This is a genomic window from Streptomyces peucetius (assembly GCF_025854275.1).
Classification (GTDB): domain Bacteria; phylum Actinomycetota; class Actinomycetes; order Streptomycetales; family Streptomycetaceae; genus Streptomyces; species Streptomyces peucetius_A.
In genome coordinates, this window is record NZ_CP107567.1 from 1,364,528 (window position 1) to 1,380,041 (window position 15,514).

The following is a 15,514-nucleotide window of genomic DNA, read 5'->3' on the forward strand; positions in this document are numbered from 1 at the left end:
ACGTCCAGAGGTCCCGCCCGCAGCGCCACGCCGTTGATCGGTCCCCGGACGTCAGAACGCGGCCTGCTGCCCCCCGCCGGAGGCCGGCGGGGGCACCAGACCGAGATGTGCCCAGGCCGCGGGGGTCGCGACCCGCCCTCGCGGGGTGCGGGCCAGCAGGCCCTCCCGTACGAGGAACGGCTCGGCGACCTCCTCGACGGTCTCGCGCTCCTCGCCGACGGCCACAGCGAGCGTCGACAGGCCCACGGGACCGCCGCCGAACAGTTTGAGCAGCGCCTGGAGCACGGCACGGTCGAGCCGGTCCAGGCCGCGGTCGTCGACCTCGTACACCTTCAGCGCCGCTGCGGCCACCTCACGGTCGACCCACCCGTCGGCCTCCACCTGCGCGTAGTCGCGGACCCGGCGCAGCAGACGGTTGGCGATACGGGGGGTGCCGCGGGAGCGGCCGGCGATCTCGGCGGCGCCGTCGGTGTCGATCTCGACGTCGAGAAGCTGTGCGGATCGGTGGATGACGCGTTCCAGCTCGGACGGCTCGTAGAACTCCATGTGCGCGGTGAAGCCGAAGCGGTCGCGCAGCGGTGGCGGCAGCAGACCCGCCCGCGTCGTCGCGCCGACCAGGGTGAACGGAGGGAGCTCCAGCGGGATGGCGGTGGCGCCCGGGCCCTTGCCGACGATGACGTCGACCCGGAAGTCCTCCATCGCCATGTACAGCATCTCCTCGGCGGGCCGGGACATCCGGTGGATCTCGTCGAGGAAGAGCACCTCGCCCTCCTGGAGGGAGGAGAGGATGGCCGCGAGATCACCGGCGTGCTGGATGGCGGGGCCGGAGGTGATACGGATCGGCGCGTTCATCTCGGACGCGATGATCATGGACAGAGTGGTCTTGCCGAGGCCGGGCGCGCCGGACAGCAGGACGTGGTCGGCGGTGGCGCCGCGCTGACGGGCCGCCCTCAGCACGAGGTCGAGCTGCTGGCGGACCCTCTCCTGGCCGACGAACTCGTCGAGGCTCTTGGGGCGCAGGGCCGCCTCGACGGCGCTGTCCTCACCGTCGGCCAAGGGCGCGACCAGCCGCGCGTCCGCGGAGTGGGTGGTCGTCTCGTCGTCCCGGTTCACGTGGTGTCTGCCTTTGTGGTGGTGGTCTGTGCGGTTGGTGGGGCGGGTGCGAGGGCGCCTGCGGCGGGGAGGGGAACGGCTCCGCGCAGCGCGCGGGGGTCATCGCGCGCGGCTCAGGGACTGGAGCGCCGCCCGCAGCAGCGGGCCCACCTGCGGCGCGTCCCCCATCGCCGCCGCCTGCGGAGCCACCGTCGCGACCGCCTCGTCCGCCTCCCGCGTCGCATAGCCGAGGCCGATCAGCGCCGCGTGCAGCTGGTCGCGCCACGACTGGCCGGCCGGGGAGCCGACGGGCGGGGCGGAGCCCACCGGCTCGCCGAGCCGGTCCTTCAGCTCGAGCAGCAGCTTCTGCGCACCCTTCTTGCCGATGCCGGGCACCGCGGTGAGGGCCTTCTCGTCCCCGCCGGCGACGGCGGTCCGAAGCGCGTCGGGGCTGTGCACGGCGAGCATGGCCTGCGCGAGCCGCGGTCCGACACCGCTCGCGGTCTGGAGCAGCTCGAACACCTGACGCTCGTCGTCGTCGGCGAAGCCGTACAGCGTGAGCGAGTCCTCACGGACGACGAGCGAGGTCGCGAGCTTCGCGCCCTGCCCGATACGCAGCGTGGCCAGCGTGCCCGGCGTGCACTGGACGGCCATGCCGATGCCGCCGACCTCGATCACGGCGGTGGTCGGTGCGAGCGCGGCGACAGGGCCGCTCACGAAGGCGATCATGCGGTACGGCCTTTCGATGCGTACGCCGTGCGGTGCGCGGCGACGGCTTGCTGGAGGCGGTTCTGGGCCGGTGCGCGCCAGATGTGGCAGATGGCGAGGGCGAGGGCGTCCGCGGCGTCGGCCGGCTTCGGCGGGGCGTCGAGCCGCAGCAGCCGCGTCACCATCGCGCTGATCTGCGCCTTGTCGGCGCGCCCGCTGCCGGTGACGGCGGCCTTCACCTCGCTGGGGGTGTGCAGGGCCACGGGGATGCCGCGCCGGGCCGCACAGAGCGTGGCGACGGCGCTGGCCTGGGCGGTGCCCATCACCGTACGCACATTGTGCTGGCTGAAGACCCGCTCCACGGCGACGAATTCGGGCTGGTGTTCGTCGAGCCACTGCTCGATTCCCTGCTCGATCGCGACCAGCCGGCTGCCCAGCTCGGCGTCGGCGGGGGTCCGGACGACCCCGACGCCGATCATCGTCAGCGGACGGCCGGCGACGCCGTCGACGACGCCGACACCGCACCGGGTCAGCCCCGGGTCCACCCCCAGCACGCGCACGCCGTCGCCTCCTTCGCTCAACTGTTTGTGCAGGCTATCGGTAGGCACCGACAAAGCGCGGACGGGCCGACGGGAGCGTGTCCCGTCGGCCCGTCCGTGTACGCGCCATGAGGGTGCGTCAGGCGTCGACCTTCTCCATGACCTCGTCGGACACGTCGAAGTTGGCGAAGACGTTCTGCACGTCGTCGCTGTCCTCGAGGGCGTCGATGAGCTTGAAGATCTTGCGCGCGCCCTCTTCGTCCAGTTCGACCTGCATGGTCGGGACGAAGTTGGCCTCGGCCGAGTCGTAGTCGATGCCGTTGTCCTGCAGGGCGGTGCGGACCGCGACCAGGTCGGTGGCCTCGCTGAGCACCTCGAACGACTCGCCGAGGTCGTTGACCTCCTCGGCGCCCGCGTCGAGCACCGCGCCCAGGACGTCGTCCTCGGACAGCTCGCCCTTGGGGACGATCACGACGCCCTTGCGGTTGAAGAGGTACGACACCGAGCCCGGGTCGGCCATGGAGCCGCCGTTGCGGGTCATGGCGACACGCACGTCGGAGGCGGCGCGGTTGCGGTTGTCGGTCAGGCACTCGATGAGTACCGCGACACCGTTCGGACCGTAACCCTCGTACATGATCGTCTCGTAGTCGACGCCGCCGGCCTCGAGGCCGCCGCCGCGCTTGATCGCCGAGTCGATGTTCTTGTTCGGGACCGAGCTCTTCTTGGCCTTCTGCACGGCGTCGAAGAGAGTCGGGTTGCCGTCCAGGTCGGCGCCGCCGGTACGGGCGGCCACCTCGATGTTCTTGATCAGCTTCGCGAAGAGTTTGCCGCGCTTGGCGTCGATCACGGCCTTCTTGTGCTTCGTCGTAGCCCATTTAGAGTGGCCGGACATCTGCCTGTCTCCTTCGCGTAACCCTTTACTGAACGAACCCGAGAGATCCTACCGGGATCGTGTCACCCGCCCGCGCGCACCATGTCCACGAACAGGCCGTGCACGCGGTGGTCGCCCGTCAGTTCGGGGTGGAAGGAGGTGGCCAGGGCGTTGCCCTGCCGGACGGCGACGATGTGGCCGTCGTGCTCGGCGAGCACCTCGACCTCCGCGCCGACGGACTCCACCCACGGTGCGCGGATGAAGACGCCCTCGACCGGGTCGCCGTCGACCCCCTTGACGTCGACGGCCGCCTCGAACGACTCGTTCTGCCGGCCGAAGGCGTTCCGGCGGACGATCATGTCGATGCCGCCGAACGTCTCCTGCCCCGACCTGGGGTCGAGGATCTTGTCGGCGAGCATGATCAGGCCGGCGCAGGTGCCGTAGACGGGCATGCCCGCGCCCAGCCGCTCGCGCAGCGGCTCCATCAGTCCGAACAGGACGGCCAGTTTGGAGATGGTGGTGGACTCGCCGCCCGGGATCACCAGGGCGTCGACGTCGGCCAGCTCCTCGGGGCGCCGGACCGGCCTGGCCACGGCATCGGCCGCGGCCAGGGCGATCAGGTGCTCCCGTACGTCGCCCTGCAGCGCCAGAACCCCGATGACAGGGACGTCGGGAGTGGTCATTACCAGCCCCGGTTGGCGTAGCGCTCGGCCTCGGGCAGGGTGTCGCAGTTGATGCCGACCATGGCCTCGCCCAGGTTGCGGGACGCGTCCGCGATGATCTTCGGGTCGTCGTAGAAGGTCGTGGCCTTCACGATGGCCGCGGCGCGCTTGGCCGGGTCGCCCGACTTGAAGATGCCGGAGCCCACGAAGACGCCCTCGGCACCGAGCTGGCGCATCAGCGCGGCGTCCGCGGGAGTGGCCACACCACCGGCGGAGAACAGCACGACCGGCAGCTTGCCGAGCTCGGAGACCTCCTTGACAAGCTCGTACGGGGCGCGGAGCTCCTTCGCGGCGGCGAACAGCTCGTTGTTGTCGAAGCCGCGCAGCTTGGCGATCTCGTTCTTGATCTGGCGCAGGTGGCGGACGGCCTCCACGACGTTGCCCGTGCCGGCCTCGCCCTTGGAGCGGATCATCGCCGCGCCCTCGGCGATACGGCGCAGCGCCTCGCCCAGGTTGGTGGCGCCGCACACGAACGGAGTGGTGAAAGCCCACTTGTCGGAGTGGTTGACCTCGTCGGCCGGGGTGAGGACCTCGGACTCGTCGATGTAGTCGACGCCGAGGGACTGCAGCACCTGGGCCTCGACGAAGTGGCCGATGCGCGACTTGGCCATCACCGGGATGGAGACCGCGTCGATGATCTCCTCGATCATGTTCGGGTCGGACATCCGGGCGACGCCGCCGTCCTTGCGGATGTCGGCGGGCACGCGCTCCAGCGCCATGACGGCCACAGCGCCCGCGTCTTCTGCGATCTTCGCCTGCTCGGCGTTGACCACGTCCATGATCACGCCGCCCTTGAGCTGCTCGGCCATACCGCGCTTCACGCGCGCGGTGCCGGTCTCGGGGGTCTGCGGGGTGGGGGTGACGGACACGGGTACCTCACTCGATGACGACGTTGTGGTGCGTTGTGGTGCGTTGTGGTGCGTCACCGATGGAACATGCGCCGACCAGTCCACTGCAAGGGCCAATGAACGGCCGGTGGATCGTTTTCGCCGGTCAGGCGGCGATCATGTGGCATTCGACCCCCAGCACGGGTCAGGTGGGCCGGTCCGCCAGTGCCGCGGGCGGCTCGTCGTCCATCTCGAACGCCAGCGGGAACGGGGCGTAACCCGCGAGCCGGAACCAGCGGACCGTACGGTGCCGCCGCAGCGCGCGGGCCGCACGGACGGCGTCGTTGTGGAACCGGCGCGCCATGGGCACCCGGCGCACCGCCTGCGCGAGCTCCCCGGCGGCGTCCTCGCCGCCCGGCACCTCCCGTACCGCCTCGACCTGCTCGGCCGCCCCGAACACGGCCCGGAGCGCTGCGCTCAGCTCGCTCTCCGCGACCTCGCGGTGCTCCTCCTCCGCCTGGCGGGCCTCGTGCGCCGCCTCGTAGAGAACGATCGACGCGGCGGGATCGAGCACGCCGGAGGTCGCGAGCTCCTGCGCGACGGAAGCACGCCGCAGCAGCTGCGCGTCGAGCGCGGCGCGGGCCGCGTCGATCCGGGCGTGCAGCCGGTCGAGGCGGCCGGCGGTCCAGGAGAGGTACATGCCGATGGCGACGAGCGCGACGACGATCCAGATCAGGGTGCTCACGGGCGGCAAGGCTACCGGTGAGCGCTACGCGCTCGTTCCCCACCGGGTCCGCTGCGCGGGACCTGTCCCCTCCCCTTCCCCGAAACCGGGGCAGGCCCCGGACCCGTTCCCGGGGGCTCCCCCCGGACCCCCGCGCCTCAAGCGCCGGCGGGGCTGGTTTCGCCTCCGCCCGGCGGGCTGGTGTGCCGCTGCGCGGCACATCCAGCCCGGCCGGCGTTCGAGGCCACAGCGCGAAGCGCGGTACCGGGGTCCGGGGGGAGCCCGCCGCAGGCGCCACGCACTCGCACCCGCAACGCCCCCGGCGCCCCCGTCAGTCCCGTGCCGCCAGCCCGAACCGCGCCCGCAACCCCACGCGTTCGTCAGCCGCCACCGACGCCGCGCCGTCCGTCACGGTCTCGTACACCGCCAGCACGTCCGCCCCGACCGTCGACCAGTCGAAGCGCCGCACATGCGCGCTGCCCCGCGCCCGCAGTTCCGCGCGCCGCGCCGGGTCACGGAGCAGCCGCACCGCCGCAGCCGACAGCGCCGCCGCGTCCTCGTTGGTGAACAGCTCGCCCGCCGCGCCCTGGTCGAGGACCTGCGCGAACGCGTCCAGGTCGGAGGCGAGCACCGGCGCTCCCGCCGACATCGCCTCGACGAGGATGATGCCGAAGCTCTCACCGCCGGTGTTGGGCGCCACGTACACGTCGACGCTGCGCAGCAGCCGCGCCTTGTCCTCGTCGCTGACCATCCCGAGGAACTCCACTCGGTCGCGCATGGCCGGCGGCAGCATCGCGACGGCCTCCTCCTCGTCGCCGCGCCCCGCGACCAGAAGCCGCGCGTCCGGGCACTGTTCGAGGATCGCCGGCAGCGCCTTCATCAGGACCGGCAGGCCCTTGCGGGGTTCGTCGATGCGGCCGATGAAGCCGATCGTGTTCCCCTGCCACTCCTTCTTGGGCTCTGCCTTCTCGAAGAAGCCGACGTCGACGCCGTTCGGGATGACGACGGCGTCGCCGCCGAGGTGCTCGACCAGGGTGCGCCGCGCGTACTCGCTCACCGCGATCCGGGCGCTGATCTTCTCCAGCGCCGGCTGCAGGATCGGATACGCGGCGATCATGGCCCGTGAGCGCGGGTTCGACGTGTGGAAGGTGGCCACGATCGGCCCCTGCGCCGCCCAGCACGACAGCAGTCCCAGCGAGGGCGACGCCGGCTCATGGATGTGGATCACGTCGAAGGTGCCGTCGTGCAGCCACCGCCGCACCCGGGCCGCCGACAGGAAGCCGAAGTTCAGCCGTGCCACGGAACCGTTGTACGGGACGGGCACGGCCCGCCCGGCGGAAACGACGTACGGCGGCAGCGGGGTCTCGTCGTCCGCCGGGGCGAGCACGGAGACGTCGTGGCCGAGCCGGATGAGGTGTTCGGCGAGGTCCCGGATGTGGAACTGCACACCACCGGGCACGTCCCACGAGTACGGGCAGACGATGCCGATCTTCACGTCCGGCGCTCCTCGAGGTCCGCGAGCCACAGCCGCTGCAACATGTGCCAGTCCTCCGGGTGTTCGGCGATCCCTGTGGCGAAGGCATCGGCCAGCGCCTGTGTCATGGAGGACGTCTTCTCGGCCCGCGTACCTGCCTCCGGCACCTCGACGGGCGGGTGGACGCGGGCGTTCATGGCGGGAGCGCGGTCGTACCAGAGGGTCACGGGCAGCAGCAGCGCACCGGTCTGCTGGGCGAGCAGCGCCGGCCCGGCGGGCATGCGGGCCGTCTCGCCGAAGTACTTCACCTCGACGCCGGAGGCGGACAGGTCCCGGTCCGCGACCAGGCACACCAGGCCGCCCGAGCGCAGCCGCCGCGCCAGCGTCCCGAACGCCGCGCCGCCGGCGTGCGGCAGGACCTCCATGCCGAGGCTCTCGCGGTAGGCGACGAACCGGTCGTAGAGGCTCTCCGGCTTGAGGCGTTCGGCGACCGTCGTGAACGGCACGCCGACCGTCCTGGTGGCCCAGGCACCGGCGAGGTCCCAGTTCGCCAGGTGGGGAAGGGCCACGACCACCCCGCGTCCGGCGGCGAGGCCGTCGATCAGATGGTGGGAGTCCTGGACCCGTACGTTCCGCTCGATCTGCTCACGGCTCCAGTTCGGCAGCCGGAACGACTCCATCCAGTAGCGCATGTACGAACGCATCCCGGCCCTGGACAGCTCCCGGAGCTGCTCGGCACCGGCGTCCGGCACCACCCGGGCGAGATTCGACTCGAGCCGCAGCACGCCCTTGCCGCGCCGCTTCCACGCCGTGTCCGCGATGGTGCGGCCCAGCCGGGCCGCCATCGGCTCCGGCATCTTCCTGACGGCGCCCCAGCCCAGTCCGTACAGCGCGTCCGTGAGCCTGTCCCGCATCACGAGGCCTCCGCCCCGTGGTCGCGCGCCGCGGCCGCGTCGGCCTCCGCCGACTCACGCCGCACGGTCACCACCCGCTGCCCCAGCGTCACGGCACTGCCCACGGCGACGATCCACAGCGCGATCGGCAGCAGGATGTCGATCCCCGGCACACCGAACCCGTGCAGCCCCGCGAGCCCCGCGGCCACCAGCGAGATCACCAGGCGCTCGGCGCGTTCGACGAGCCCGTTGACCGCCACCGGCAGACCGATCGATTCGCCGCGCGCCTTCGTGTACGACACCACCTGCCCGCTGGCCAGGCAGAAGATGGCCACCGCGCACAGCACGTTGTCGTCGCCGCGGCCCGCGTACCAGAGCGCGAAGCCGCCGAAGATCGCTCCGTCGGCGACCCGGTCCAGAGTCGAGTCCAGGAACGCACCCCAGCGGCTCGAGATCCCCGCCTGGCGCGCCATGTTGCCGTCCACCAGGTCGGAGAAGACGAACAGCGTGATGACGATCGTGCCCCAGAAGAACTCCCCGCGGGGGAAGAAGACCAGCGCCCCCGCCATCACCCCGGCCGTCCCGATGAGGGTGACCGCGTCCGGGCTCACCCCGCGGCGGAGGAGAAACGCGGCGAACGGTGTGAGGACACGCGTGAAAAATGCACGCGCGTACTTGTTCAGCATGGCCTTCCCGAGGGTCCGGTGGGCCGTGTGGCCCCTACGGCCACCGGCTGGCCCATCGTAGCCACGACCGCCGAGCCGCAGCGCCGCGCACCCGCCCCGGAGGCGGCGTCGGACGTATGGACGCACAGTGACGGGAGTGGAAAGCTCGAAGGACCACCGCGGGCATCGCCGGAGCTGCCCCGGACGCCCTTCGGGACGCCTTCACGGCTCCCCCGCCGCCCGCGGCTTCCTTCCTCGCCGTGCAATCGAGCCGTGAATCGATCGGGAGGCAAGATCATGGGCGACAAGGCGCATGCGAACCACCCCGGAGCCGCCGGCAGGGCAGTAACGGCCGACCGCCCCGCATCCGTACGGAATGTGGTGCTGGTCGGCCACAGCGGATCCGGCAAGACGACCCTGGTCGAGGCACTCGCACTGACCGCCGGAGCGGTCAACCGGGCAGGCCGGGTCGAGGACGGTGCCACGGTCTCCGACTACGACGAGATCGAGCACCGCCAGCAACGCTCCGTACAGCTCTCGCTCGTCCCACTCGAATGGGGCGGCTGCAAGATCAACCTGCTGGACACCCCCGGATACGCCGACTTCGTCGGCGAACTGCGCGCCGGTCTGCGCGCCGCGGACGCGGCACTCTTCGTCGTCTCGGCCGCGCAGGAGGCCGACGCCGTCGACGGCGCGACCCGGATGGTCTGGGAGGAGTGCGCCGCGGTCGGCATGCCACGCGCGATCGTGGTGACCCACCTGGAGACCGCACGCACCGGCTTCGACGAGCTCACCGGCGTCTGCGCCCGCATCTTCGGCGGCGACGACCCCGACGCCGTACTGCCGCTGTACCTGCCGCAGTACGGGCCCCAGCACGCCGACGGCCACGCACCCGTCACCGGCCTCCTCGGGCTGCTCACGCAGAAGATCTACGACTACTCGAACGGCGAACGGAAGGGGAACCCGCCGGACCCCGGGCAGGCACCGGTGATCGAGGAGGCCCGCGGCCGCCTGATCGAAGGGATCATCGCGGAGAGCGAGGACGAGACCCTCATGGACCGCTATCTCGGCGGCGAGGAGATCGACCTCAAGACACTGATCGACGACCTCGAGAAGGCGGTCGCCCGCGGCACCTTCCATCCCGTCCTCGCCGCCGCCCCCGCCGTGAACGGAGCCAGGCAGGGCCTCGGCACCGTCGAGCTGCTCGAGCTGATCACCGGCGGCTTCCCCACGCCGCTCGAGCCCGAACCGCCCACCGTGACCACCCCCGACGGCAGGCCGGGCCCGCAGATCAGCTGCGACCCCGCCGGTCCGCTCGTCGCCGAGGTCGTCAAGACGGCCTCCGACCCGTACGTCGGCCGGATCTCGCTGGTCCGCGTCTTCTCCGGGACGCTACGGCCCGACGACACCGTGCATGTGTCGGGGCACGGCCTCGCCGACCGAGGCCACGAGGACCACGATGTCGACGAACGTGTCGGCGCCCTGTCCGCACCCTTCGGCAAACAGCAGCGTCCTCTCCCCCACGCCATCGCCGGCGACCTGGCCTGCGTCGCGAAACTCACCCGCGCGGAGACCGGGGACACCCTGTCCGCCAAGGACAACCCGCTCCTCATGGAGCCCTGGGCCATGCCGGACCCGCTGCTGCCGCTGGCCATCGAGGCCCACAGCAAGGCCGACGAGGACAAACTCTCCCAGGGCCTCGCCCGCCTCGTCGCCGAGGACCCGACCATGCGCCTCGAACAGAACCAGGCCACCCACCAGGTCGTCCTGTGGTGCCTGGGCGAGGCACACGCGGACGTCGCCCTCGAACGGCTCCGCAACCGCTACGGCGTCCAGGTCGACGTGGTCCCGCACAAGGTGTCGCTCCGCGAGACCTTCAGCGGCAGCTCCGCCGGCCGCGGCCGGCACGTCAAACAGTCCGGCGGACACGGCCAGTACGCGATCTGCGAGATCGACGTCGACCCGCTGCCGCCCGGCTCGGGCGTCGAGTTCGTCGACAAGGTCGTCGGCGGCGCGGTGCCACGCCAGTTCATCCCGTCCGTGGAGAAGGGCGTACGCGCCCAGGCCGCCCGCGGCGTCGCCGCCGGCTACCCCCTCGTCGACGTACGGATAACCCTCCGCGACGGCAAGGCGCACTCCGTCGACTCCTCCGACGCCGCCTTCCAGACGGCCGGCGCCCTCGCCCTGCGCGAAGCCGCCGCCGACACCCGCATCAACCTGCTCGAACCCGTCGCGGAACTGCAGATCCTGGTCGCAGACGAATACGTGGGACCGGTCATGAGCGACCTGTCCGGCCGCCGCGGCAGAGTCATCGGCACCGAACAGACCGCCGGATCGCGCACCCTCGTACGCGCCGAGGTACCCGAACTCGAAATCGGCAGGTACGCCGTGGACCTCCGCTCCATCTCCCACGGCACCGGCCGGTTCAGCCGCCGCTACGCACGCCACGAGGCGATGCCGCAGCAGGTCGCCGACAGAATGCGCGAACAGGCCACCGCCAACGCCTGAACACCGCCCCGCCGGCGCCGCCCGCCCACCCCACGCCCCACGGGCGGTGGGCGGGCGGCCGACCGGATCGCGCCCTTAACCGACGGCCGCACCCTCGATAGGCTGGGCAATCCGACTGGGCCGGCCGGCTCAGAAGGTGTGCGAGGCACGGCAGTTGGGAACAGGCCGCAGTGAAACACGCGGCGATGGGGGCGGCAGTGGCGAACGACCTATTCGATTTCACGCCCGGGGCGCAGGTCCCGCTCATGGGCGCGGCCGGCCAGACCGCGGCGACCCACGCCCTCGCCTCGGCCGCCTACCGGGACAGCGAACTCAAAGAGATCCTCAAAGCCAACAGCGACTGGCACAAGTCCGAGGTCAAACCCGGCAAGATCTCGCTCTTCGAACCCAACCTCGGAGAAGCCTTCTCCCGGGCGGTGCAGAACCGCGTGCTCGGCGGCGACCGCAAGCCCCTCATCCAGTCCTTCGGCACCGAACCCCAGACCGTCGTCGAACACTGCCTCGCCGCCACCCGCCTGCGCCGGGAACGCGACAGCAGACTCACCGCCGTGATGGCCGTCTGCGGGCTCCTCTTCCTGCCCGGGCTGCTCCTGTGGCTGGGGGTCTTCCAGCTCCGCCGCACCCTCGCCGGCTCGCAGAACAAGGGCGCCGGAGCCCTCGGCAGCCTCCTGCTCGTCGGCATCGGCATCCTCGCCGTGATCTTCCTCGTCCGGCTCCCCTTCGGCGGCTTCTGGGCGTACTACGTCCGCGCCATGCTCGTCGCACCCGTCCTCGGCTGGTTCCTCGCCAAACGCATCTGCGAGTCCTCCGCCCAGGACATGCGCGCCCGCTGGGACGCCCTGCTCTCCGGCGGCGGCATCGGCGCCAAGGTGCCCGAGGCCGTACCGGGGAACCCGGGCGACGCCTCCCGCGAACAGCTCCGTCAGGGCCTCGAGAAGCTCACCGCGGAACAGCATTCCAACGTCGTCTTCTACGCCGGGCCCAAGGGCATACTCGGCATGGGCACCCGCTGGGGCAGCTGGCAGATGGCCGAAGAGCTCGTCTCCAAGGACGCCGGCAAGGAGATCAACCAGTTCCGCAGCTGGGACGTCGTACGAGCCATCCACGACAAGCTCAAGCTCCTGGAACGCGGCCCCCTCAACTCCGGCGGCTTCCCCACCCCCTCGGTCAAGCACTGGATCGTCTCCCCCGTCGGCGAGAACGCCGGCGCCGTCGCCCGGCCCGAGGGCCAGGAGGTCGAGACCTTCCAGATCAAGAGCCACGAAATACAGCGCATCTGCAACCACCAGCAGTTCGGCAGCGGCAACCGCCACTACCTGGGCGTGCAGTTCACCCTCTGGGACGGCCAGCTGGTCATCACCATGATGATCACCGTGACCGTGCTCCACGAGACCCTGCGCGTCGAGGTCACCGGCCACGCCCTCGGCCCCGTCCACTCGCTGTTCACGACGAAACCGGAGCCCAAGACCGAAACCGTCAGCAAGCCGATCCGCTTCTGGGAGACCGTCGACCGGGTACTGCCCCTGGTCGCCACCAAAGAGGTCGTGCGCCTCGCCGTCCGCGCACCCTTCACCTGGTACCCGCCGCTGCTCGACTACCTCGGCGGCAAACTCGTGCTCCCCGAGCCGTTCGGCCTCCGCCACGCCTGGGCGGACAAGCCGTGGCGCCACCGGTTCATGGCCGACGACGCCATGCGCGCCGCCGCACCAGTACTGCGCGTGGCGCACACGGCCGCGCTCAAGGTCCTCGAGGACAACGGCGTCGACACCGAGCGCTTCGGCAACCGCGCGTCGATCGTCAGCGGCCTGATCCAGGACCCGGCACCGGGGAAGGCGGACGTCTACGACGCGTGAGCGTCAGCCCTTCGGCCAGTGCTCGGCGAGCATCCTGCGGGTGTCGCCGAGCAGCTGCGGCAGCACCTTGGTGTTGCCCACGACCGGCATGAAATTGGTGTCGCCGCCCCAGCGGGGCACGATGTGCTGGTGCAGGTGCGCGGCGATACCGGCACCGGCGGCCGAGCCCTGGTTCAGACCCACATTGAATCCGTGGGCACCGGAGGCCGCACGCAGCGCGGTCATCGCCTGCTTGGTCAGCGTGGCGAGCTCCACGGTCTCCGCGTCGTCCAGTTCCGTGTAGTCGGCGACGTGGCGGTACGGGACGACCATGAGGTGCCCGCCGTTGTACGGGTAGAGGTTGAGAACCGCGTAGACGCGCTCGCCGCGGGCGACGACCAGACCGTCCTCGTCGGACTTCGACGGGATCGTGCAGAACGGGCAGCCGTCGCCGGAACCCGGGCCGGTGGGCTTGTTCTCCCCCTGGATGTACGCCATCCGATGGGGCGTCCACAGTCGCTGGAACGCGTCCGGCGTCCCGACCCCGATCTGCTGCTCCGGCTGCTCTGTCGTCATGCGAGCCAGCATATTCGGCGCTGGTGGCGGCATGCGGCGAGGGGCGGCCCGGGAAGGGCCGCCCCTGTCCATCCCCGCTCACGCGGGGACCACGTCATACCTGCACGCGTGACTCGACCACATCAACGAGCTTGGCCAGCGCCTGGTCACGGGGGATCCCGTTCTCCTGCGACCCGTCGCGGTAGCGGAAGGAGACCGTGCCGGCGTTCATGTCGTCGTCGCCGACGATGATCATGAACGGGACCTTCTGCTTCTGCTGGTTGCGGATCTTCTTCTGCATCCGGTCCGAGGACGAGTCCACCTCGACCCGCAGGCCCTTCTTCTTGGCGTCCGCCGCGAAGGCCTCCAGATACTCGACGTGCGCGTCGCCGATCGGGATGCCGACCGCCTGGACCGGCGCCAGCCACGGCGGCATCGCACCCGCGTAGTGCTCCAGCAGCACCGCGAAGAACCGCTCGATGCTGCCGAACAGCGCGCGGTGGATCATTACCGGACGCTGCTTGGTCCCGTCCGGACCGGTGTACTCCAGGTCGAAGCGCTCCGGCAGGTTGAAGTCCAGCTGGACCGTCGACATCTGCCAGGTCCGGCCGATCGCATCGCGTGCCTGCACCGAGATCTTCGGCCCGTAGAAGGCGGCGCCGCCCGGGTCCGGGACCAGGGGCAGACCCTGCTTCTCTGCCACCTGCCGCAGCGTCTCGGTGGCCTCCTCCCAGATCTCGTCCGAGCCGACGAACTTCGTCTCGTCCTTGGTGGAGAGTTCCAGGTAGAAGTCGGTCAGACCGTAGTCGCGCAGCAGGTTCAGCACGAAGGTGAGCGTCGAGTCGAGCTCGTCCGCCATCTGCTCCTTGGTGCAGTAGATGTGCGCGTCGTCCTGGGTGAAGCCACGGGCGCGGGTCAGGCCGTGCACGACGCCCGACTTCTCGTACCGGTACACGGTCCCGAACTCGAAGAGCCGCAGGGGCAACTCGCGGTACGACCGCCCGCGCGCGTCGAAGATCAGGTTGTGCATCGGGCAGTTCATGGGCTTGAGGTAGTAGTCCACGCCCTGGTCGAGCTGCATGGGCGGGTACATGCCCTCGGCATACCAGTCCAGGTGGCCCGACTTCTCGAACAGGGCGCCCTTGGTCGCGTGGGGGCTGTAGACGAACTCGTAGCCCTCCTCCTCGTGCCGCTTGCGCGAGTAGTCCTCCATGACCCGGCGGATGATGCCGCCCTTGGGGTGGAAGACGGCGAGGCCGGAGCCGATCTCGTCCGGGATGGAGAACAGGTCGAGCTCGTTGCCCAGCTTGCGGTGGTCGCGCTTCTCGGCCTCGGCGAGGAACTCGAGGTGGGCCTTCAGCTCGTCCTTCGACGGCCACGCGGTGCCGTAGATGCGCTGGAGCATCGGGTTCTTCTCGCTGCCGCGCCAGTACGCGGCGGCGTTGCGCATCAGCTTGAACGCCGGGATGTTGCGGGTGGTCGGCAGGTGCGGACCGCGGCAGAGGTCCTTCCAGCACAGCTCGCCCGTCTTGGCGTCCAGGTTGTCGTAGATGGTCAGCTCGCCCGCGCCGACCTCCACGTCCGCGCCGTCGTCCGAGGACGCCGAGCCCTTGAGCCCGATGAGCTCCAGCTTGTACGGCTCGTCCGCGAGCTCCTCGCGCGCGGCCTCGTCGGTGACGACGCGGCGCGAGAAGCGCTGGCCGCGCTTCTGGATCTCCTGCATGCGCTTCTCGATGGCCTTGAGGTCATCGGGGTGGAAGGGCTTCTCGACGTCGAAGTCGTAATAGAAGCCGTCCTTGACCGGCGGGCCGATGCCGAGCTTGGCCTCCGGGAAGAGCTCCTGCACTGCCTGGGCCATGACGTGCGCGGTGGAGTGGCGCAGGATGTTCAGGCCGTCCTCGGAGGAGATCTCGACGGGCTCGACCTCCTCGCCGTCCTGCAGCTCGTACGCGAGGTCCTTCAGCTCCCCGGCCACGCGGGCGGCGACGACGGTGCGCTCGGGGAAGAGGTCGGCGGCCGTAGTGCCCGTCGTCACCACGCGCTCTTCCCGCTCGGAATCGCGTTGGATGATCACACGGACGTCTGACACCGGTCTCTCCTGACT

14 protein-coding genes are annotated in these 15,514 nt (G+C 70.7%); 2 read left to right on the forward strand and 12 right to left on the reverse strand.

From position 1 onward, the window contains the following. Positions 1–51 precede the first annotated feature (51 nt). The 10 genes from ruvB to pgsA form a co-directional block, all read right to left on the reverse strand. Positions 52–1,113, reverse strand: coding sequence for a Holliday junction branch migration DNA helicase RuvB (gene ruvB, locus OGH68_RS06235; RefSeq protein ID WP_264242312.1), 1,062 nt, complete (start codon positions 1,111–1,113; stop codon positions 52–54). A gap of 99 nt (positions 1,114–1,212) precedes the next feature. Beyond that, entirely contained in the window at positions 1,213–1,821 is a 609-nt protein-coding gene (gene ruvA, locus OGH68_RS06240) for a Holliday junction branch migration protein RuvA (RefSeq protein ID WP_264242313.1), read from the reverse strand. Next, positions 1,818–2,360, reverse strand: a complete 543-nt coding sequence (gene ruvC / locus OGH68_RS06245; protein WP_264242314.1) for a crossover junction endodeoxyribonuclease RuvC — start codon at positions 2,358–2,360, stop codon at positions 1,818–1,820. The genes ruvA and ruvC overlap by 4 nt, the downstream gene beginning before the upstream one ends. Before the next feature lie 118 nt (positions 2,361–2,478). Continuing rightward, positions 2,479–3,231: a YebC/PmpR family DNA-binding transcriptional regulator gene (locus tag OGH68_RS06250; RefSeq protein WP_264242315.1), complete on the reverse strand. Its 753-nt coding sequence runs from the start codon at positions 3,229–3,231 to the stop codon at positions 2,479–2,481. 62 nt (positions 3,232–3,293) lie between these two features. Further along, positions 3,294–3,893: a pyridoxal 5'-phosphate synthase glutaminase subunit PdxT gene (gene pdxT / locus OGH68_RS06255; RefSeq protein ID WP_264242316.1), complete on the reverse strand. Its 600-nt coding sequence runs from the start codon at positions 3,891–3,893 to the stop codon at positions 3,294–3,296. Next, a complete protein-coding gene (gene pdxS, locus OGH68_RS06260) occupies positions 3,893–4,801 on the reverse strand; it encodes a pyridoxal 5'-phosphate synthase lyase subunit PdxS (RefSeq protein ID WP_264242317.1) in 909 nt (302 codons plus the stop codon). Before pdxS ends, pdxT begins: the two co-directional genes overlap by 1 nt. A gap of 163 nt (positions 4,802–4,964) precedes the next feature. Further along, the gene (locus OGH68_RS06265; RefSeq protein WP_264249933.1) at positions 4,965–5,459 is read right to left on the reverse strand and encodes a hypothetical protein; all 495 of its coding nucleotides are present in this window, start codon (positions 5,457–5,459) and stop codon (positions 4,965–4,967) included. 355 nt (positions 5,460–5,814) lie between these two features. Further along, the gene (locus OGH68_RS06270; protein WP_264242318.1) at positions 5,815–6,978 is read right to left on the reverse strand and encodes a glycosyltransferase family 4 protein; all 1,164 of its coding nucleotides are present in this window, start codon (positions 6,976–6,978) and stop codon (positions 5,815–5,817) included. Next, positions 6,975–7,871 carry a phosphatidylinositol mannoside acyltransferase gene (locus OGH68_RS06275; RefSeq protein ID WP_264242319.1) on the reverse strand — a complete coding sequence of 299 codons (897 nt, stop codon included), beginning with the start codon at positions 7,869–7,871 and terminating at the stop codon, positions 6,975–6,977. The genes OGH68_RS06270 and OGH68_RS06275 overlap by 4 nt, the downstream gene beginning before the upstream one ends. Next, the gene (gene pgsA, locus OGH68_RS06280; RefSeq protein ID WP_264242320.1) at positions 7,871–8,536 is read right to left on the reverse strand and encodes a phosphatidylinositol phosphate synthase; all 666 of its coding nucleotides are present in this window, start codon (positions 8,534–8,536) and stop codon (positions 7,871–7,873) included. The genes OGH68_RS06275 and pgsA overlap by 1 nt, the downstream gene beginning before the upstream one ends. A 276-nt stretch (positions 8,537–8,812) precedes the next feature. On the opposite strand from pgsA, the gene OGH68_RS06285 reads away from it, so the two are divergent. Both OGH68_RS06285 and OGH68_RS06290 read left to right on the forward strand, forming a co-directional pair. Next, positions 8,813–11,023, forward strand: a complete 2,211-nt coding sequence (locus OGH68_RS06285; protein WP_264249934.1) for an elongation factor G-like protein EF-G2 — start codon at positions 8,813–8,815, stop codon at positions 11,021–11,023. A gap of 197 nt (positions 11,024–11,220) precedes the next feature. Continuing rightward, entirely contained in the window at positions 11,221–12,876 is a 1,656-nt protein-coding gene (locus OGH68_RS06290; protein WP_413470943.1) for a hypothetical protein, read from the forward strand. A 3-nt stretch (positions 12,877–12,879) separates the two neighbouring features. Here OGH68_RS06290 and OGH68_RS06295 read toward each other — a convergent pair whose 3' ends face one another. Both OGH68_RS06295 and thrS read right to left on the reverse strand, forming a co-directional pair. Further along, positions 12,880–13,443 (reverse strand): HIT family protein, encoded by a 564-nt coding sequence (locus OGH68_RS06295; protein WP_264242322.1) that lies wholly within the window; start codon positions 13,441–13,443, stop codon positions 12,880–12,882. Positions 13,444–13,525: 82 nt separating this feature from the next. Beyond that, entirely contained in the window at positions 13,526–15,499 is a 1,974-nt protein-coding gene (gene thrS / locus OGH68_RS06300) for a threonine--tRNA ligase (protein WP_264242323.1), read from the reverse strand. Positions 15,500–15,514 lie beyond the last annotated feature (15 nt).